Consider the following 19,313-nt stretch of genomic DNA (forward strand, 5'->3'; position numbering starts at 1 on the left):
TAGCCCGGGTAAGGCGTCAGCCGCGACCCGGGGATTATCCCGGAGGCGGCGCTTAACGCGCCTTGTCCGGGCTACCAGACTGCACGGACCCGTAGACCGGTCAGCGCAGCGCCACCGGGAGATTTCCTATAAGGAGGCTTTGATGAATGAAACCATAACATTACGCCCCGAAAGCAGGGCATCGACAAAAGATGTCATTATCGATTACATGCTGGCATCAGTAGATGAAGTTGAACAACTGCAGCCCGCGCTTAACCTGTTAGCGCAACCATCAGTTGCCCGCGGAGGCTATGATTTTTTTGTCCATTGCTATGAGGCGGGTACGCAAAATAAAGCAGCTGAAACAGAACCGGCGCTACCTGATGCGGTATTTCGGGACTCCACGCCGTGGATGCAAAGAAGTGGGCTGCTGTGTGCCGCAGCGGGTCGCCTGAACGCCCTGGGCCAGCCGCTGACGCACAATCGTCTATGCGATCTGGCCGGTCAGTATTGCGCCAGCGTGGCGGATGCTGATGCCGAAACCCGCAGCGGTTTTTATACCGTACGCAGCATATCGCTGCCGGTTTACCGGCGGCTGCTGCGGGATAAGCATCCTTCTGGCATCTGTCTGCAGCAGGCGCTGCTGCACCTGCTGGCCTGGAAGAGCGATTCCCCCTGGGCCCGGCAGCAGGCTCAACGGTTGCTCTGGCAGGGCGGCGTTCTGGGGGATAAAGGCGAGTTTGCGCTCATGACGCTGGATGACGAGCTGCGGGAGCGCCAGTTTGCGTGGCCTGACCTGCGGTCGCTGCTGGCCATAACCGGGTTTCTGGCGACATTCCCGGCCGGGCCGCTATTTGCTGATTGAAAGGTGCTCCCCCGGCGGGGGAGCCTGTTAATTGGTTGCCGGATATTCCTGTACGGCGATATGCAGCGTGATTTTTTTATCGTCGCGCATAATCACCACCGGAATTTCCGAACCCGGACGAATCTCTGCGACCTGATCCATGGTTTCGAGGGCGGAAACGGCGGGCTTGTCGTTAACGGAAATAATCACGTCGTTGGCGCGGATACCCGCCTGGGCGGCCGGGCCTTCCGGCGCAACATCATTCACCACAATCCCCTGCAGCTGATCGATACCGCCGCCGCCCTGCGCATGCATCGGCGCAATTTCGCGGCCGCTGATCCCTATATAGCCGCGAATCACGCGGCCATCGCGGATCAGCTTATCCATAATCTTGGTTGCCAGCTGGAAGGGGATCGCAAAGCCGATGCCCTCCGGCGTTTCGCCGTCGTTGCTTTTATCAAATGACAGGGTGTTGATACCCATAAGCTCGCCCAGCGAGTTCACCAGCGCGCCGCCTGAGTTACCGTGGTTGATCGACGCGTCGGTCTGCAGGAAGTTCTGGCGCCCGGTGGGGTTCAGGCCGATACGGCCGGTGGCGCTGATAATGCCCTGGGTAATGGTTTGCCCGAGGTTGTACGGGTTGCCAATCGCCAGCACGACGTCACCGATATGCGGCACGCGTTTCGGATTAATCGGAATGACCGGCAGGCCGCCGCTGGCGTTGATTTTTAATACCGCCAGATCGGTGAGGGTATCGGAGCCGACCAGCAGTGCTTCAAAGACCCGTCCATCCTGCAGAGCAACAATAATCTGGTCGGCATCGTTGATAACGTGCTTATTGGTCAGGATATAGCCGCGCTGATCCATGATCACGCCGGAACCGAGCGTTAGCTGGTTATGGCTGGTGCTGTTGAGGGCGCGGTTATAGACGTTCACGACCGCTGGGGCGGCGCGGCGAACGGCGGAATTATAGCTGGCGGGGGATTCATCCGCGCTATCGTACTGCGTGGTCGGCGAAAGCTGCCACTGGCGCAGCGAAGGCATAACGGCCAGCAGCAGGCCGCCGACAATCAAACCGATAAGTATCGAACGTAAAAACTTTCCAGGCATGATGCAGATATCGTTGATGGATAGACAGGCGCAGCATAACACGTCTTGTCCGGACATCGCACTGCACGCGATGCCCGGAAGGCGAGTTAACGCAGCAGCAGATAGATGCTTTCGCTGCCGCGAATGACGTTCAGCGCAATCACCGTCGGTTTGCTTTCGAGCACTTTGCGCAGTTCGGCAATGGAGCGCACGCGCTCGCGGTTGAGGCCAATAATGATATCGTCTTTATGCAGGCCCGCCTGCGCGGCCGGGCTGCCTTTATCGACATTATCAATGACGATGCCTTTGGTTCCGTCTTTCATCTGACCGTCGCTTAACGATGCGCCCTGCAGGGCCGGTGCGATAAGCTCGGCGCTGGCGGAAGAAGAGGTGCTCTTGTCCAGAGTGACTTCCACTTCAACGGGTTTTCCTTCGCGCAGGAGTCCTAGCTTCACTTTGGTGCCCGGCTCGGTCGTGGCGATGCGTGAACGCAGTTCGGCGAAGCTGTTGAGCGGTTTACCGTTGAGGCTGACGATAACGTCACCAGATTTAATTCCCGCTTTGGCCGATCCGGAGTTTGGCAGCACCTCGCTGACGAACGCGCCGCGCTGGACGTCAAGGTTCATCGCTTTGGCGATATCCGCGCTCATTTCCATACCTTTAATACCCAGCAGGCCGCGTTTGATTTCACCAAACTGAATAAGCTGCTGGGAGAGGATTTTCGCCATATTGCTGGGGATCGCGAAGCCAATGCCGACGCTGCCGCCGCCCGGGGCCAGAATAGCGGTATTGATACCAATCAGCTCGCCGTTGAGGTTCAGCAGCGCGCCGCCGGAGTTGCCGCGGTTGATTGAGGCATCAGTCTGGATAAAGTTCTCCAGCCCCTCAAGGTTCAGGCCGCTGCGGCCAAGGGCTGAAATAATCCCTGAAGTGGCGGTCTGGCCCAGGCCAAACGGGTTACCGACGGCGACGGCGAAGTCGCCCACCCGCAGTTTATCGGAGTCGGCGATCGCGATTTGCGTCAGGTTGCTGGGTTTTTGCAGCTGCAGCAGGGCGATATCGCTCTGCTCGTCGCTGCCGACCAGTTTGGCATCGAACTCACGCCCGTCGTTGAGCTGGACGCTGATTTTCTGGGCCTGATTAATGACGTGATTATTGGTCAGCACGTAGCCTTTTGCAGCGTCAATAATGACCCCTGAGCCCAGGCCTTCAAAAGGCTGCGCCTGCTCTTGCGGCGCGTTGTCGCCAAAGTACTTCTTCAGCTCTTCCGGCATATTTTGCGCGGGTGACGCGGTACCCTCAACCTGTACGCTCACCACCGCCGGCAACACTTTCTCCAGCATCGGCGCGAGGCTTGGCAACGCGCCCTGGCCGGGAACCTGTGTCGGTAAAGACGCTGCTGCCGGAGGTAAGGCGGACAACGACAACCCAATGCTTAACGCTAACGCACTCAACAGCAAAGTCGGTTTATTCATTAGTTGCTGGCTCTCGTAACCTAAGGTGTATGGGAAACGTCCCGAATGGCCCGATGTTATTGAATTTTCGACCCGGTAACAACGTGGGCAATCGTTAAATTGTAGCTGGGATGGAAGGTGGAAACGGGCGCAGAGGGTGCGCCCGGAAAATATTTTTACTGTCGTTGCCGGTTTAGTCGCGCTTTACGCCGCCGCGCAGCAGACCGGATGCGCCTTCAGAGTAGTCGCGCGGCATCTGGACCGGGGCCTGATCGTTGCCCGCTTCGGACTCTTCCAGACGATTACGGAACGGGTTGGCGTCCGCCATGCTGTCCGGCAGCAGGTTGTTGGAGCTTTTCGCCATATGCTGATACAGCTGGCGGTAATCATGCGCCATGTTATCCAGCAGCTCTGCGCTCCGGGCAAAATGGCTCACCAGCTCTTCGCGGTACTCTTCCAGCTCTGCTTTATTCTTTTCCAGTTCGAACTGCAGCGCCTGCTGTTGGCGTAATTTGCGATTGCCAAAACGCATCGCGACGGCGCCGATAATGATGCCGACAACTAGCCCAATTAGCGCGTATTCCCAGGTCATGAACATCTCCCGTTGTTTTGTGGTTCCGTAGGGTGGCTGTGAGGCTCTCCGCCTGCGCCCGATAGTGCCACTATAACCGCTAATTCCACAGAAGTGGAATCCTGGCGTATCATCACGTAGTGTAGAGCGGCCTTTTTTTCGTCAATCGTGAGCTACGGCATTACGGTTTTCAAGGAATAACAATTAGATCATGCAAAGCCTGTCCCCAACATCGCGTTACCTTTCCTCTCTCAAGGAGGGGAGCCATCAACCTGACGACGTCCAGCGAGAAGCGGTCAGCCGCCTCGATACGATTTATCAAGAACTGCAGAATAAACCTTCGGTCGCGCCGCAAACCGGCGGCGGTCTGCGGGCCAAATTCGGCAAACTGCTGGGCAAGCGCGAACCCGTTGCCGAAACGGCTGCCGTTCGCGGCCTCTACATGTGGGGCGGCGTCGGCAGAGGAAAAACCTGGTTGATGGATCTGTTCTATCAAAGTCTGCCGGGAGAACGTAAACAACGTCTGCACTTTCATCGCTTTATGCTGCGGGTTCATGAAGAGTTAACGACGCTGCAGGGGCACAGCGATCCGCTGGAAATCGTCGCGGATCGCTTTAAAGCTGAAACCGATGTGCTCTGCTTCGATGAGTTTTTCGTTTCTGATATTACCGATGCAATGCTGCTGGGCGGCCTGATGAAAGCGCTGTTTGCCCGCGGCATAACCCTAGTGGCGACGTCGAATATTCCGCCTGACGAGCTGTACCGCAACGGCCTTCAGCGCGCTCGTTTCCTGCCCGCCATCGACGCCATTAAACAGCATTGCGATGTGATGAACGTCGACGCCGGTATTGATTACCGCCTGCGCACGCTAACCCAGGCGCATTTGTGGCTGTCGCCGCTGAACGCTGAGACGCAGCAGCAGATGGATAAACTGTGGCTGGCGCTAGCGGGGGCGAAGCGCGAGCAGATGCCAACGCTGGAGATCAACCATCGCCCGCTGCCGACGCTGGGCGTTGAGAACCAGACGCTGGCGGCTTCCTTCGCCACGCTGTGCGTGGATGCGCGTAGCCAGCACGACTATATTGCGCTCTCGCGTCTGTTTCATACCGTGATGCTCTTTGATGTGCCGGTGATGACCGGGCTGATGGAGAGCGAGGCGCGGCGCTTTATCGCCCTGGTCGATGAGTTCTATGAGCGCCACGTCAAGCTGGTGGTCAGCGCGGCGGTACCGCTGTATGAGATCTATCAGGGCGAGAGATTAAAATTCGAGTTCCAGCGCTGTTTATCGCGCCTGCAGGAGATGCAGAGCGAGGAGTATCTGAAGCGGGAACACCTGGCGGGGTAAAACCGGGGACAAATCACATAAAGGGGTCGATCTTTGACCCCGACTTCTCTATAATCTTGCGACCCCACGTTACGAGAAGGTTTTTTTCCCAAAACTTTCTATGTGCCGGCATAGGCTATTCGAAGGGGTAGGTTTGCTGGACAATGTCGTGTGAACCTCAACTGACTAAACGTTTGGGTGTTCACCAACGTGTAACTTATTTATTTGGGTAAGCTTTTAATGAAAACTTTTACAGCTAAACCAGAAACCGTAAAACGCGACTGGTATGTTGTTGACGCGACCGGTAAAACTCTGGGCCGTCTGGCTTCCGAACTGGCTCTGCGCCTGCGCGGCAAGCATAAAGCGGAATACACTCCGCACGTTGATACCGGTGATTACATCATCGTTCTGAACGCAGAAAAAGTTGCTGTAACCGGCAACAAGCGCGAAGACAAAATGTACTACCACCACACCGGCCACATCGGTGGTATCAAAGAAGCGACCTTTGAAGAGATGATTGCCCGCCGTCCTGAGCGTGTGATTGAAATCGCGGTTAAAGGCATGCTGCCAAAAGGCCCGCTGGGTCGTGCTATGTACCGTAAGCTGAAAGTTTACGCGGGTAACGAGCACAACCACGCGGCACAGCAACCGCAAGTTCTTGACATCTAATCGGGATTATAGGCAATGGCTGAAAATCAATACTACGGCACCGGTCGCCGCAAAAGTTCCGCAGCTCGCGTTTTCATCAAACCGGGCAACGGTAAAATCGTTATCAACCAGCGTTCTCTGGAACAGTACTTCGGTCGTGAAACTGCCCGCATGGTAGTTCGTCAGCCGCTGGAACTGGTCGACATGGTTGAGAAATTAGATCTGTACATCACCGTTAAAGGTGGTGGTATCTCTGGTCAGGCTGGTGCGATCCGTCACGGTATCACCCGCGCTCTGATGGAGTACGATGAGTCCCTGCGTGGCGAACTGCGTAAAGCTGGCTTCGTTACTCGTGATGCTCGTCAGGTTGAACGTAAGAAAGTCGGCCTGCGTAAAGCACGTCGTCGTCCGCAGTTCTCCAAACGTTAATTGTTTTCTGCTCACGCAGAACAATTTGCGAAAAAACCCGCTTCGGCGGGTTTTTTTATGGATAAATTTGCCATTTTCCCTCTACAAACGCCCCATTATTACCACTTTTTCAGCATTTCCAGAATCCCCTCACCACAACGTCTTCAAAATCTGGTAAACTATCATCCAATTTTCTGCCCAAATGCAGGTGATTGTTCATTTTTTGTTTGGATGACGAACGAAATGAAGTCACGCAAATGGGGTTTTTACATCTGGCTGGCCATGCGTGGTCGGCAGCAGTACAAAAATTCTGAATATACCTGGAGGTTTTCATGGCTGTCGCTGCCAACAAACGTTCGGTAATGACGCTGTTTTCTGGTCCTACTGACATCTATAGCCATCAGGTCCGCATCGTGCTGGCCGAAAAAGGTGTTAGTTTTGAGATAGAGCACGTGGAGAAGGACAACCCGCCTCAGGATCTGATTGACCTCAACCCGAATCAAAGCGTACCGACGCTTGTGGATCGTGAGCTCACTCTGTGGGAATCTCGCATCATTATGGAATACCTGGATGAGCGTTTCCCGCATCCGCCGCTAATGCCGGTTTATCCGGTGGCGCGTGGGGAAAGCCGTCTGTACATGCACCGTATCGAAAAGGACTGGTATTCGTTGATGAATACCATTCAGACCGGTACCGCTGCGCAGGCTGATACTGCGCGTAAGCAGCTGCGTGAAGAACTGCAGGCGATTGCGCCAGTATTCACCCAGAAGCCCTACTTCCTGAGCGATGAGTTCAGCCTGGTAGACTGCTATCTGGCACCGCTGCTGTGGCGTCTGCCGGTTCTCGGCGTAGAGCTGGTCGGTGCTGGCGCGAAAGAGCTTAAAGGCTATATGACTCGCGTGTTTGAGCGTGACTCTTTCCTCGCTTCTTTAACTGAAGCCGAACGTGAAATGCGTCTCGGTCGGGGCTAAATGATGGATGTATCACAGCTGACGCCGCGTCGCCCGTACCTGTTACGAGCGTTCTATGAGTGGCTGCTGGATAACCAGCTGACTCCGCATCTGGTCGTTGACGTCACTCTGCCGGGCGTAATGGTCCCGATGGAGTACGCTCGCGATGGGCAAATTGTTCTCAATATTGCCCCACGTGCTGTCGGTAACCTCGAGTTGGCCAACGACGAAGTGCGTTTTAACGCGCGCTTTGGCGGCGTGCCGCGCAATGTCTCCGTGCCGATGGCGGCCGTGCTGGCGGTTTACGCGCGCGAGAATGGTGCGGGAACCATGTTCGAACCAGAAGCGGCTTATGATGAAGATGTCACTAGCCTGAACGATGACGAAGAGCTGCCTGACAGCGAAACGGTCATGTCGGTGATCGATGGCGATAAGCCGGATAATCACGACGACGATCCCGACGATACGCCGCCTCCTCGCGGCGGCCGTCCGGCGCTGCGCGTCGTTAAATAATGTTTATCAGGCCCTTCGGGGCCTGTTTTACTTTCTGCCATTCACCGTGATTGCCGTAAAGCATCCCTCTTTAATTCTCTATTTCATACTCTCCGATGCGGGGACGTGGCGTTGATTTCAAACTCCGCTAATAAACCTCATATTTCTACTACACTCCGTGTAGGGCTCCTGGGTTGATTGTATTCCCTTTCCACCCCCTTTTAACTGTATATCCGCTATCTGGTACGTCTTTAGTTAAGCTATTAAGCTGGGTTGCCGATGAGCGAAATAGCTTGATGAGTCTGTAATAAATCAGGGTGCGGTTGAAATTATAATATAGCGCGGGAAATTTATGTGAATTTATTGAATTCATATAACTAATATGCGAGCGTTTGATATTAACTTATTTTCCTTATAAATGACTGTTCGGAATAATGGTGTTTTATTGCCGCTATGATGATAAAATATATCAATATTATTTTTATCGTTTATGGCGGTTTTATAATTAAAGTCAATGAATATCCATGTTAAGGCGCAAAATCGTTGGGTTTTTTGCTACGATTCATTATTGTTTTTTTTGTTTTCGTGAGTTGCAAAAAAGTAATCATAAGAATTAACTATTGATTAAGTTCTTCTACATTTAAAGTTAATTTTTCTAAGTGTATTTTATTGTACCCTTTAACGTATTATCCGTTTCGTATTTAAGACGCGCTCTTTCTTTTAAAATGCGTTTATTAGATATGTAAATATATTATACGTTAAGGATTGACTTATGAAAAAAACACTTCTGGCTGCCATTCTGGCAATGAGCGCGACTTCGGCTATTGCTGCTAATCCCACTGCTGTATTAAAAGTAAAGGGTACTTTAACAAACGCAGCATGCACACCCACTCTGGATAATGGCGGCGTGGTAGACTATGGCACGATTAATCTCGGTGAATTATCTTCCACAGCTGTTAATCAGCTGGGGCAGAAAAATATCAACCTGACCATTAACTGTACTGCCGCAACCAAATTATCCTGGAATTTGATTGATGAGCGTAGCAGTTCTAATGCTAAATTAACCGTTGAAAATGCTACTGCTCTTGGTAACTCCCTGGATGATGAGCGCGTGACTTACGGCGTGGGCAAGGCGGGTAACGTCAATATTGGTTCCTATGGCATGTTCGTAAAAGTGGATAGCGTAACCGCTGACGGCGAAGGTGTGACCACTATTAGCGCTGATTATTATGATACAGGTGTTAAGTGGGCCAAGGGCTCCGGCGGTATCACCGCAGGCTCTTTCCGCGACTTTTCTGTTGCGGCCTTCGGTTCTGAAACACCGATTGCATTCAAAACCGCGACTTTCCCACTGGTAACGTCTCTGGCTATTCAAAACACCAGCACGCTGGCTATTACTGATGACACTGCGCTGGATGGCGAGCTGACTATCAGCCTGCGTTATCTGTAATTATTGATACCATAGGCTATTAATAAAATGGGAGCGACTATTTTGGGCTGCTCCCATTTTTATTGTCGTGGTTAACACGGGGTGTGAATTATCCAAGGGGTTTGTTTTGCGTTTTTTTAATTATTCATCTGCCAGAATTATTATTTGTTCTATTTTCTCTTTTGTCTCACTCTCTGTTTTTTCTGAAGGAATGGTGCCGGAAACAAGTTTATTAGTCATTGATGAGGCGACTCACAGTGGCACAATGAACGTGAAAAATACGGATGCGCACCCCGCATTATTGTATACAACGGTTGTTGATTTGCCTGATGAAAGTAAGGATTTAAAGCTGATACCTACGCAACCCGTGGTTCGCGTAGAACCCGGGCAAACGCAACAAATCCGTTTTATTCTGCAGAATAATAAACCATTGGACGTCGAGCATTTTAAACGCGTGACGTTTGAAGGCATTCCGCCAAAAAGTGAAAATAAAAGAATTAAAATCGGCTTCAATATTCGTCAGGATTTACCCGTGCTGATTCGCCCCGCGGGCCTTCCCGTTGTGACTGATGCGTGGAAGTATCTGCAGTGGTCAGGCTCAGGAAATACTGCAAAAGTCGTCAATCCTGATAAATATGTCGTTCGTCTGGCTCCCGAGATAGTTTTTCTTCCCTCTGGTACGAAGGGGCATATTAGTAAAAGTTACATCTTGCCAGGAGAAACGTTAAATATCACCGTTTCAAAAAATATTAATGGTGATAATAAAGTTCAATTCTATCCTGCTAGCCGCTATGGTATTGAAGTGCCTAGTTTTATTTCGGACCTGAATGCAAAATAAGAAGCGTCTATGTTTAAAAAACGCCGTCTTACTTCTCGCTCCTGTGCGTCATTGTGTGGAATCTTGCCGCTGGCTGCGCTCTGTTCCGTTGATGTACAAGCCAAAGAGATAACGTTTGATACCGAGATGATTCAGTCACGCGGATTGAATGTCAATCTCAACCGTTATTTTGCGCGAGCTCCGCGCTTTCTCCCCGGTACGCATTCCGTGCAGGTGAAGATTAACGGTAAGGATAAAGGAACCGTCGCGGCGCGTTTTGGCGAGGATGGTACGCTGTGCGTTGATCGTGATTTTATTGAGTTTTCCGGATTAATGCCGGTCCCCCTGAAAAAGAATGAAGAGTGCCATGACATCGTCAATGACTACGCGCAGGCGGTAGTGAAAGCCCTGCCAGGCCAGGAAATGGTCGAACTGTATCTCCCGCCGGAGGCGCTGAACGGGATGAATGGTGATATCAAAAACTTTCAGCACGGCGGAATAGCTGGATTGCTCAACTATGACCTGTTCAGTACCCGCAGCGAATATGGCGGCAGCGATACCAATCTCTATTCTCAGGCCAGTCTGGAAGGGGGCATAAACATCAGCGACTGGTCGTTGCGTAGCCGCTATATCCTTACCGACGATAATGGCGATAAGAATGCTGAAAGTGTTTACACCTTTGCCGAGCACGTTTTTGACGCGTTGAAGATGACTGCGCAGGTCGGGGAGATCAATGCCAGCTCATATGTCCTGAGCGGAGCCCCGATCGTTGGCGTACAGCTGATGCCTACCCGTGCTTTGCAGGGCAGCGGAAGCGGCGTCAGCGTTGCAGGAATGGCGCATAATGCTCAGGCCCGCGTGGAGGTACGTCAGAGCGGACGACTTATCTACAGCACGCTGGTTCCGGCCGGACCGTTCACGCTCGATGATGTACCGATAGCGAGCAGTAATGTGGAACTGGAGGTGACGGTTATTGAATCCGATGGTTCAAGCAATCGCTTTATTGTTCCAGCCGCATCCGTCATGGCGCGGAAGCTTTCCCGGCCGCAGGGCCTGGCCGCCTCTTTTGGTCAGATACGCGATATTAAAGGGGATTATGAAAATCCCTGGGTGCTTAACCTCTCTGACGGTTGGCGTATATTGCCTCGGCTGAATCTGCTGGCTTCTGGTGCGGCAACGAAAAATTACCTTGGCGGCGGCGTCCATACTGAATATCTGTTGACCGATAACTGGAGTGCCTCCACCAGCGTGGCCGCAAGCCAGGAAAAATTCGGCGAGAAAAACAGCGGTGTGAAAACTGAGCTACAGAGTTCACTTAAGCTGGCAGAATCTTTAAGTGCGTCAGCGAGCGCGGCACATTTTACCCCCGGCTATCGTGAACTGACGGACGCGCTGAACGATGATTTTCAACCCTATAGCAATACGTATTCCACCAGTTTGGCCTGGTTTACGCCGCCTGGGGGGACATTTAGCGCTGGTTTTAACTACAACCAAAGCAGAGGGGCGGGTAATGATTCCCGCTACCTGTTGCTTTCATGGGGCAGGAGCTTCGATCGAGCCACCGTTTCTGTTAACTGGCAGAGAGCGATGGGGAACAAAGACGGGCGCCAGGATGATGATCTGCTCTACGTTAACCTGAGCATTCCGTTTGGCGGTTCGCAGCGCGTCAGTAGCTATATGCGTAAACAAGGCAACCGTAACAGCTACGGCGTACAGAACTCTGGCGCACTGTCACAGGATTCTTACTACTATATCTCCGTCGATCGGGACAGGGGAGAGAGTGAGAATAGCGTTAACGGCAACCTGAGCACTAACTTACATTACACTCGATTAGGCATTGGCGGCGGGCGCGTGGGTTCCCGCCACCGTAATTATAATGCCACGCTCTCAGGTGGGGTTGCGGCGCATAAAAGCGGCGTCACCTTCACGCCTTATACCATTCGGAATACGTTTGCCATTGCAAAACTGAGTGAATCGAAAGCTGGCGTTGAAATCAGTACTCCGCAGGGGACGGTCTGGACCGATTATTGGGGGCAGGCTGTTATCCCTGGGCTGAATGAGTGGCGTAATTCGCGCATTGAAATTGACGCGAACAAGCTGCCTGCGAGTATGACGCTGGCAAATGGAACAAAGTATGTGGCAGCTGCGCATGCTTCGGTGAGCGAAGTCGGTTTTAAAGTCCTGAATAACCGTCGGGTGATGATCCGCGTTAAGCGTGCGGATAACAGGGCGCTGGATAAGGGATTATCCATCGTTGATGAGAAAGGCAATTATATTGTCACCAGCGTGGATGACGGGCATGTTTTCCTTAATGAGGCTGAGCAGGTTTCGGCACTGTATGTCATGGACGACGATAATAACCGACTGTGCAAGATTGATTACATCTTAAGCGACAAGAGGGATGAAGACGCATTTTACGAAGAGGTGGACGGCGTATGTCGATGAATCAGTGGATAGGGATGCTGTTATCTGCGGGAATGCTGCTGTCAGGCACCGTTCGTGCCGAAGAGTGCCAGATTACGCTCTCCCGGACAAAAATTGATTATAACCAGATACGCCGTGATGACATTGTTTCTACTACCCAGAATTGGCACAAACTGTCTGAGTGGGAAGTGAATGTGAATGTTTCCTGTTCTGAAATGCATCAGATGGCGGTGCTGGTTCAGGGTGCTGCTGGCGAGAAAGGTCGCTTTTTGTTTGGCGCTCGCGGTGGTGTTGGGCTTAAGGTTGAAAATATTACCGTTGATGGCAAGTCCTACAGCGCTGGAAAAACAGCGGACCAGCTGAACTTTACGCCGGAGAGCGGGACAACATCTCCTCTGTATGTGCGTAACAATGAGGCGGTGATCGCCGTAGAAAATAATGTCGTGCCGCAAGGGAAGCAGATGAGTTTTCGCGTGATGCTGTTCCCCGTGCTCAACGAGAGTATGTTCAGTGGAAATACCGATAACACAACAATTGAAGCGGATATCGCCTGGCGACTGCTCATCAAATAGCACTTAGCTAAACGCCGGACGATTTTCTCATCCGGCGTTTTGTTTTTTACACTTCCAGGTAGTTCAGGATGCCGTCAGCCGCCTTACGGCCTTCGGCAATCGCGGTGACCACCAGGTCAGAGCCGCGAACGATATCGCCACCGGCGAAGATTTTCGGGTTGCTGGTCTGGAAGGCGTTGTCGCTACCTTCCGGCGCAATCACGCGGCCCTGAGAATCGAGCTCGACGCTGTGCTTCGCCAGCCATTCCATGCTGTGTGGGCGGAAACCAAACGCCATCACCACGGCATCGGCGGGCACCACATGCTCAGAACCGGCCACGATTTCCGCGCGGCGGCGGCCTTTCGCATCCGGCTGGCCCATCTCCGTACGCGCCATCTTCACGCCGCAGACTTTACCGTTGGCATTCACTTCAATGCCCAGCGGTTGAACGTTGAACTGGAATTCCACGCCTTCTTCACGCGCGTTTTTCACTTCGCGCTTCGATCCCGGCATGTTCTCCTCATCACGGCGATAGGCGCAGATGACGTGGGTGGCGTTCTGGCGGATCGAGGTACGCACGCAGTCCATTGCGGTGTCGCCACCGCCGAGAACCACGACGCGCTTGCCTTCCATGCTAACGTACGGTTCATCCGCCGTTTCACCAAAGCCCATGATCTGCTTGGTATTGGCGATGAGGAACGGCAGCGCATCAAAGACCCCGCTGGCGTCTTCGTTTTCCAGCCCGCCGCGCATAGACTGATAGGTTCCGACGCCGAGGAACACCGCATCGTAATCTTTCAGCAGATCGTCGAGCTGTACATCGCGGCCCACTTCGATATTCAGTTTGAACTCGATGCCCATACCGGTAAAGATCTCGCGACGACGGGTCATCACCTCTTTCTCCAGCTTAAAGGCCGGAATACCAAAGGTCAGCAGGCCGCCGATCTCCGGATGGCGATCGAAGACCACCGCCTTCACGCCGTTACGGGTCAATACGTCGGCGCACGCCAGGCCCGCCGGGCCCGCGCCGATGATGGCGACGGTTTTACCGGTTTGTTTTACGCCGCTAAGGTCAGGACGCCAGCCCATTTCGAACGCTTTATCGTTGATATAGCGCTCAATATTACCGATGGTTACCGCGCCGAACTCATCGTTCAGCGTGCAGGAACCTTCGCACAGGCGGTCCTGCGGGCAAACGCGCCCGCACACTTCCGGTAGGGTATTAGTCTGATGCGACAGCTCCGCCGCTTCAAAAATACGCCCTTCGTTGGCCAGCTTCAGCCAGTTCGGGATGTAGTTATGAACCGGGCACTTCCATTCGCAGTACGGGTTGCCGCAGGACAGACAGCGGTCTGCCTGCGCTTTAGCCTGGCCTTCTGAAAACGGCTCGTAAATTTCCACAAATTCAATTTTACGGATCTTCAGCGCTTTCTTTGGCGGATCAACTCGCTGTAAGTCGATAAATTGATAGACATTCTGACTCATCTTAACCCCTTACTGCGCCTGCACCCGCAGCTCAGCTGCGGAACGACTACGGTGACCCAACAGTGCTTTAACATCGCTGGACTTCGGTTTAACCAGCGCAAACTTCGCTGAGAAGGCCGGCCAGTTGGCCAGAATCTCTTCACCGCGCTGCGAACCGGTAAGCTGCACGTGCTCGGTAATTAAACCGCGCAGGTGCTCTTCATGGATGGCCAGAGAGTCAACGTCCAGCACTTCTACCAGCTCAGGGTTCACGCGTTTGCGGAAGTCGCCGTCTTCATCCAGAACGTAACCAAAGCCGCCGGTCATGCCTGCGCCAAAGTTGACGCCGGTTTTGCCCAGCACGCAGACGATACCGCCGGTCATGTATTCACAGCCATTGTCGCCAATGCCTTCGACGACGGTGATCGCACCGGAGTTACGTACCGCGAAACGCTCGCCTGCACGACCCGCAGCATACAGACGACCGCCGGTCGCACCGTACAGACAGGTGTTGCCGATGATGCTGGCCTCATGGCTACGGAAGGCCGAGCCTACCGGAGGACGAATGGCGAGCAGGCCGCCGGCCATCCCTTTACCCACATAGTCGTTCGCGTCGCCGGTCAGATGCAGCTCAACGCCGCCGGCATTCCACACGCCGAAGCTCTGACCCGCGGTACCGCTAAAGTGGGCGATAATCGGATCGGCTGCCAGGCCTTGGTCACCGTGTGTCTGGGCGATATAGCCGGACAGCGATGCGCCAACGGAGCGGTCGGTGTTGCGGATATCGAACCAGAAAGTTTTGCTCTGCTTGCTGTCAACGTACGGTTTTGCCTGCTGCAACAGCTGAGCATTGAGTACGCCATTGTCGAACGGCGGATTGTTCTCTGTGCAGTACAGCGCTTTGCCGGGATGCGGCTCCGCGGTTTCCAGCAGCTTGCTCAGATCCAGCTTCTGCTGTTTGGCGGTAAAACCGTCCAGCTCTTTCAGCAGGTCGGTACGGCCAATCAGATCCACCAGACGCTTCACGCCCAGCTGCGCCATCAGCTCGCGCGTTTCGCGGGCGATGAATTCAAAGTAGTTGGTGACCTTAAACGGCAGACCGTGATAGTGGTTCTTACGCAGTTTGTCATCCTGAGTCGCTACGCCGGTTGCGCAGTTGTTCAGGTGGCAAATACGCAGATATTTACAGCCCAGCGCGACCATCGGGCCGGTACCGAAGCCGAAGCTCTCAGCCCCGAGGATGGCCGCTTTGATGATATCAAGGCCGGTTTTCAGACCGCCGTCCACCTGCAGACGAATTTTGTGGCGCAGCCCGTTGGCAACCAGCGCCTGCTGGGTTTCCACCAGTCCCAGTTCCCACGGACAACCCGCATACTTCACGGAAGAGAGCGGGCTGGCGCCGGTGCCGCCGTCGTAGCCGGCAATGGTGATCAAATCCGCATAGGCTTTGGCTACGCCGGTGGCGATAGTCCCGACGCCCGGTTCAGAAACCAGCTTCACGGAGATCATCGCTTTCGGATTTACCTGCTTCAGGTCGAAAATCAGCTGAGCCAGATCCTCGATAGAGTAAATATCGTGGTGCGGCGGCGGGGAGATCAGCGTTACGCCGGGTACGGAATAGCGCAGCTTGGCGATATAGGGGGTGACTTTATCACCCGGCAGCTGGCCACCTTCGCCGGGCTTCGCGCCCTGAGCGACTTTAATCTGAATAACGTCAGCATTAACCAGGTAAGCCGGGGTCACGCCGAAGCGGCCGGAGGCGACCTGCTTGATGCGCGAGACTTTATTGGTGCCGTAGCGCGCCGGATCTTCGCCGCCTTCGCCGGAGTTGGAGTTACCGCCGATGCTGTTCATTGCTTCCGCCAGCGCTTCGTGCGCTTCCGGGCTCAGCGCGCCTATAGACATCGCCGCGGTATCGAAGCGTTTGAACAGTTCGCTGGCCGGCTCAACGTCGTCCAGGTTCACCGTGGTTCCGTCCGGCGTTACGCACAGCAGATCGCGCAGCGTTGCCGCCGGGCGCTCGTTAACCAGCTTCGCGTACTGCTGGTAATCGCTGTATTCGCCGCTTTGTACCGCTTGTTGCAGCGTGCGCACCACGTCAGGGTTATAGGCGTGATATTCGCCGCCGTGGACGTATTTCAGCAGGCCGCCCTGATCCAGCGGTTTACGCGCCAGCCAGGCACGTTTCGACAGGTTCAGCAGATCCTGCTGGAAATCCTCGAAGCCCGCGCCGCCGATACGGCTGACGACGCCCTGGAAGCACAGGTCGGACACTTCGCGATGCAGACCGACCGCCTCAAATAGCTTCGAGCAGCGATATGAGGCAATGGTCGAAATCCCCATCTTCGACATGATCTTATACAGACCTTTGTTGATGCCGTTACGATAGTTCAGCATCACCGCGCGGTACGCTTTGTCGATGGCTTTGTTATCCACCAGCTTCGCCAGGGTTTCATAGGCGAGATACGGGTAGATAGCCGTCGCGCCGAAGCCGAGCAGCACGGCAAAGTGGTGCGGATCGCGGGCGCTGGCGGTTTCGACAATAATGTTGGCATCGCAGCGCAGGCTTTTATCGACCAGTCGGGTCTGGATCGCGCCTACCGCCATCGGAGCCGGTACCGGCAGACGGTTTTTGGCGATGTTGCGGTCAGAGAGCACCAGCAGAACGGTACCGCTGCGCACCATTTGTTCGGCTTTATCGCACAGCGCCTTCACGGTTTCAGCCAGCGTGGTTTCGGTGGCATCAAAAGTGATATCCAGGACGTCGGCGCGATAGTGCTCCTCTTCCATGGTGGTCAGCTGTTTAAAATCGGAGTACAGCAGAATCGGCGACTTGAAACTCAGGCGGTGCGCCTGGCCTTCCGCTTCGCAGAAGACGTTCATTTCACGGCCGATGCTGGTGGCCAGCGACATGACGTGCGCTTCGCGCAGCGGGTCGATCGGCGGGTTGGTCACCTGCGCGAACTGCTGGCGGAAGTAATCGTAAATGATACGCGGCTGGCTGGAGAGCACGGCAAATGGGGTATCGTCGCCCATTGAGCCGACCGCTTCCTGGCCGTTTTCACCCAGTACGCGCAGGACGGAGTCCAGCTCTTCGGCGCTGTAGTTGAACTGTTTCTGGTAGCTGGCGAGGGTATCATCATCCAGCTGGCGGCTACCGACTTCTTCATCCGGCAGCTCTTCGAACGGCACCAGACGACGGACGTTTTTCGCCATCCACTCTTTATACGGGTGACGGCTTTTCAGATCGTTGTCGGTTTCCGCGGAGTGCAGAATACGCCCCTCGCGGGTATCGATAACCATCAGCTCGCCCGGGCCGACGCGGCCTTTTTCAACCACTTCATCCGGCTGGTAATCCCAGATACCGACTTCGGAGGCGCAGGTGATGAGCTTGTCTTTCGTGATCACATAGCGCGCCGGACGCAGGCCGTTACGGTCGAGGTTACAGGCGGCGAAACGACCATCGGACATCACGATGCCCGCCGGGCCGTCCCACGGTTCCATATGCATGGAGTTAAAGTCAAAGAACGAACGCAGCTCAGGATCCATATCCGGGTTGTTCTGCCAGGCTGGCGGAACCAGCAGGCGCATAGCGCGGATAATGTCCATCCCGCCCGCCAGCAGCAGCTCCAGCATGTTATCCATCGAACTGGAGTCAGAGCCGGTTTCATTGACGAACGGCGCGGCGTCGTGGAGATCCGGGATCAGCGGCGTCTGGAACTTATAGGTACGGGCGCGGGCCCACTGGCGGTTACCGGTGATGGTGTTGATCTCGCCGTTGTGCGCCAGATAGCGGAACGGCTGCGCCAGCGGCCAGCGCGGCACGGTGTTGGTGGAAAAGCGCTGGTGGAACAGGCAGATTGCCGACTCCAGGCGCAGGTCCGCGAGGTCCAGGTAGAAGCGCGGCAGATCCGCCGGCATACACAGACCTTTATAAATGTTGACCAGGTTCGACAGGCTGCAAACGTAGAAATCTTTATCTTCCTGCAGACGCTTTTCGATACGGCGACGCGCGATGAATAAACGGCGTTCCATATCGCGCGGACGCCAGCCAGCCGGGGCGTTCACAAAGATTTGTTCAATACGAGGCAGCGAGGAGAGGGCGATTTCACCGAGAACGCCTTCATTGGTCGGCACATCGCGCCAGCCGACGATAGACAGCGTTTCGCGTTGAAGTTCTTCTTCGACGATGCGGCGCGCCGCTTTGGCCAGTTCAGGATCCTTATTAAGGAACAGCATCCCAACGGCATAATTTTTGGCTAAACGCCAGCCGCGCTCTTCCGCAACAATTCGGAAGAAACGATCGGGTTTTTGTAGCAGCAAGCCACAACCGTCGCCGGTTTTTCCATCGGCAAGAATCGCGCCGCGGTGCTGCATTCGGGCCAGTGCGTGTATAGCGGTTCGCACTACCTTGTGGCTAGGTTCGCCTTCTATGTGGGCGATCAGGCCGAAACCACAGTTATCCCTCTCAAGGGATTTATCGTACAACATATCAGTGAACCTCCCCAGGCTCTACGGGACACCCTCCGATACCGATTGCGCACGGGCACAGAAAGAGCATGGCGACGGGGTTTACACCTCGCATTCGCCCTCTTTAAATCCTTTTCGCATCGGTACACAAGTTTGAGGACTTGCTGTTAAGAGGGAATCTCAATTACTGCATAAATATGATGAGCAGAGCACTCATCCAGAAAGCTTCCAGCGGATTCCCAACTTATCGGGAATCCACACATACGTCAAATGGCAATCTTATTTATACAAAAATGTGCTATACAACACCTAATTTAATGATTTTTAAGAAAATAATGGCATTTTAAATGCCAGGGAAACGTACCGGTCGTCATAATTGAGTGTGATCTGTCTCACTA

15 protein-coding genes are annotated in these 19,313 nt (G+C 54.1%); 10 read left to right on the forward strand and 5 right to left on the reverse strand.

The window, feature by feature from the left end; translation table 11 throughout:
- The first annotated feature begins 142 nt into the window (after positions 1 to 142).
- Positions 143 to 844 carry a membrane protein associated with oxaloacetate decarboxylase gene (locus tag ABLU87_RS06740; RefSeq protein WP_047722873.1) on the forward strand — a complete coding sequence of 234 codons (702 nt, stop codon included), beginning with the start codon at positions 143 to 145 and terminating at the stop codon, positions 842 to 844.
- A gap of 27 nt (positions 845 to 871) precedes the next feature.
- On the opposite strand, the gene degS is transcribed toward ABLU87_RS06740, so the two are convergent.
- From degS to zapG, 3 genes are all read right to left on the reverse strand, one after another.
- Positions 872 to 1,933 (reverse strand): outer membrane-stress sensor serine endopeptidase DegS, encoded by a 1,062-nt coding sequence (gene degS, locus ABLU87_RS06745; RefSeq protein ID WP_009651894.1) that lies wholly within the window; start codon positions 1,931 to 1,933, stop codon positions 872 to 874.
- Between the two features lie 86 nt (positions 1,934 to 2,019).
- Positions 2,020 to 3,387 (reverse strand): serine endoprotease DegQ, encoded by a 1,368-nt coding sequence (degQ, locus tag ABLU87_RS06750; protein WP_014226999.1) that lies wholly within the window; start codon positions 3,385 to 3,387, stop codon positions 2,020 to 2,022.
- Between the two features lie 172 nt (positions 3,388 to 3,559).
- The gene (gene zapG, locus ABLU87_RS06755) at positions 3,560 to 3,958 is read right to left on the reverse strand and encodes a Z-ring associated protein ZapG (protein WP_004854637.1); all 399 of its coding nucleotides are present in this window, start codon (positions 3,956 to 3,958) and stop codon (positions 3,560 to 3,562) included.
- Positions 3,959 to 4,148: 190 nt separating this feature from the next.
- On the opposite strand from zapG, the gene zapE reads away from it, so the two are divergent.
- The 9 genes from zapE to ABLU87_RS06800 all read left to right on the forward strand — a co-directional run bounded on the left by zapE (position 4,149) and on the right by ABLU87_RS06800 (position 13,001).
- Complete coding sequence (gene zapE / locus ABLU87_RS06760) at positions 4,149 to 5,282, forward strand: cell division protein ZapE (RefSeq protein ID WP_122117858.1); 1,134 nt, start codon at positions 4,149 to 4,151, stop codon at positions 5,280 to 5,282.
- Positions 5,283 to 5,501: 219 nt separating this feature from the next.
- On the forward strand, positions 5,502 to 5,930 hold the full coding sequence (gene rplM / locus ABLU87_RS06765) for a 50S ribosomal protein L13 (RefSeq protein WP_004106200.1): 429 nt from the start codon (positions 5,502 to 5,504) through the stop codon (positions 5,928 to 5,930).
- A 15-nt stretch (positions 5,931 to 5,945) separates the two neighbouring features.
- Complete coding sequence (gene rpsI, locus ABLU87_RS06770) at positions 5,946 to 6,338, forward strand: 30S ribosomal protein S9 (RefSeq protein WP_000829815.1); 393 nt, start codon at positions 5,946 to 5,948, stop codon at positions 6,336 to 6,338.
- A 311-nt stretch (positions 6,339 to 6,649) separates the two neighbouring features.
- Positions 6,650 to 7,288 carry a stringent starvation protein SspA gene (gene sspA, locus ABLU87_RS06775; RefSeq protein WP_014226997.1) on the forward strand — a complete coding sequence of 213 codons (639 nt, stop codon included), beginning with the start codon at positions 6,650 to 6,652 and terminating at the stop codon, positions 7,286 to 7,288.
- 3 nt (positions 7,289 to 7,291) lie between these two features.
- Positions 7,292 to 7,780, forward strand: coding sequence for a ClpXP protease specificity-enhancing factor (gene sspB, locus ABLU87_RS06780; RefSeq protein ID WP_014226996.1), 489 nt, complete (start codon positions 7,292 to 7,294; stop codon positions 7,778 to 7,780).
- Positions 7,781 to 8,531: 751 nt separating this feature from the next.
- Complete coding sequence (locus ABLU87_RS06785; RefSeq protein WP_064358316.1) at positions 8,532 to 9,209, forward strand: DUF1120 domain-containing protein; 678 nt, start codon at positions 8,532 to 8,534, stop codon at positions 9,207 to 9,209.
- 136 nt (positions 9,210 to 9,345) lie between these two features.
- The gene (locus ABLU87_RS06790; protein WP_048260565.1) at positions 9,346 to 10,026 is read left to right on the forward strand and encodes a fimbria/pilus chaperone family protein; all 681 of its coding nucleotides are present in this window, start codon (positions 9,346 to 9,348) and stop codon (positions 10,024 to 10,026) included.
- A gap of 9 nt (positions 10,027 to 10,035) precedes the next feature.
- Complete coding sequence (locus ABLU87_RS06795) at positions 10,036 to 12,450, forward strand: fimbrial biogenesis usher protein (RefSeq protein WP_064378047.1); 2,415 nt, start codon at positions 10,036 to 10,038, stop codon at positions 12,448 to 12,450.
- Positions 12,441 to 13,001 (forward strand): hypothetical protein, encoded by a 561-nt coding sequence (locus tag ABLU87_RS06800; RefSeq protein ID WP_122116739.1) that lies wholly within the window; start codon positions 12,441 to 12,443, stop codon positions 12,999 to 13,001. The genes ABLU87_RS06795 and ABLU87_RS06800 overlap by 10 nt, the downstream gene beginning before the upstream one ends.
- 46 nt (positions 13,002 to 13,047) lie before the next feature.
- On the opposite strand, the gene gltD is transcribed toward ABLU87_RS06800, so the two are convergent.
- Both gltD and gltB read right to left on the reverse strand, forming a co-directional pair.
- On the reverse strand, positions 13,048 to 14,466 hold the full coding sequence (gltD, locus tag ABLU87_RS06805; protein WP_004854608.1) for a glutamate synthase subunit GltD: 1,419 nt from the start codon (positions 14,464 to 14,466) through the stop codon (positions 13,048 to 13,050).
- A 9-nt stretch (positions 14,467 to 14,475) separates the two neighbouring features.
- On the reverse strand, positions 14,476 to 18,936 hold the full coding sequence (gene gltB / locus ABLU87_RS06810; RefSeq protein ID WP_025108152.1) for a glutamate synthase large subunit: 4,461 nt from the start codon (positions 18,934 to 18,936) through the stop codon (positions 14,476 to 14,478).
- Positions 18,937 to 19,313 lie beyond the last annotated feature (377 nt).

Source organism: Klebsiella sp. CB_Kp196, assembly GCF_040061575.1.
Lineage (GTDB): Bacteria > Pseudomonadota > Gammaproteobacteria > Enterobacterales > Enterobacteriaceae > Klebsiella > Klebsiella michiganensis.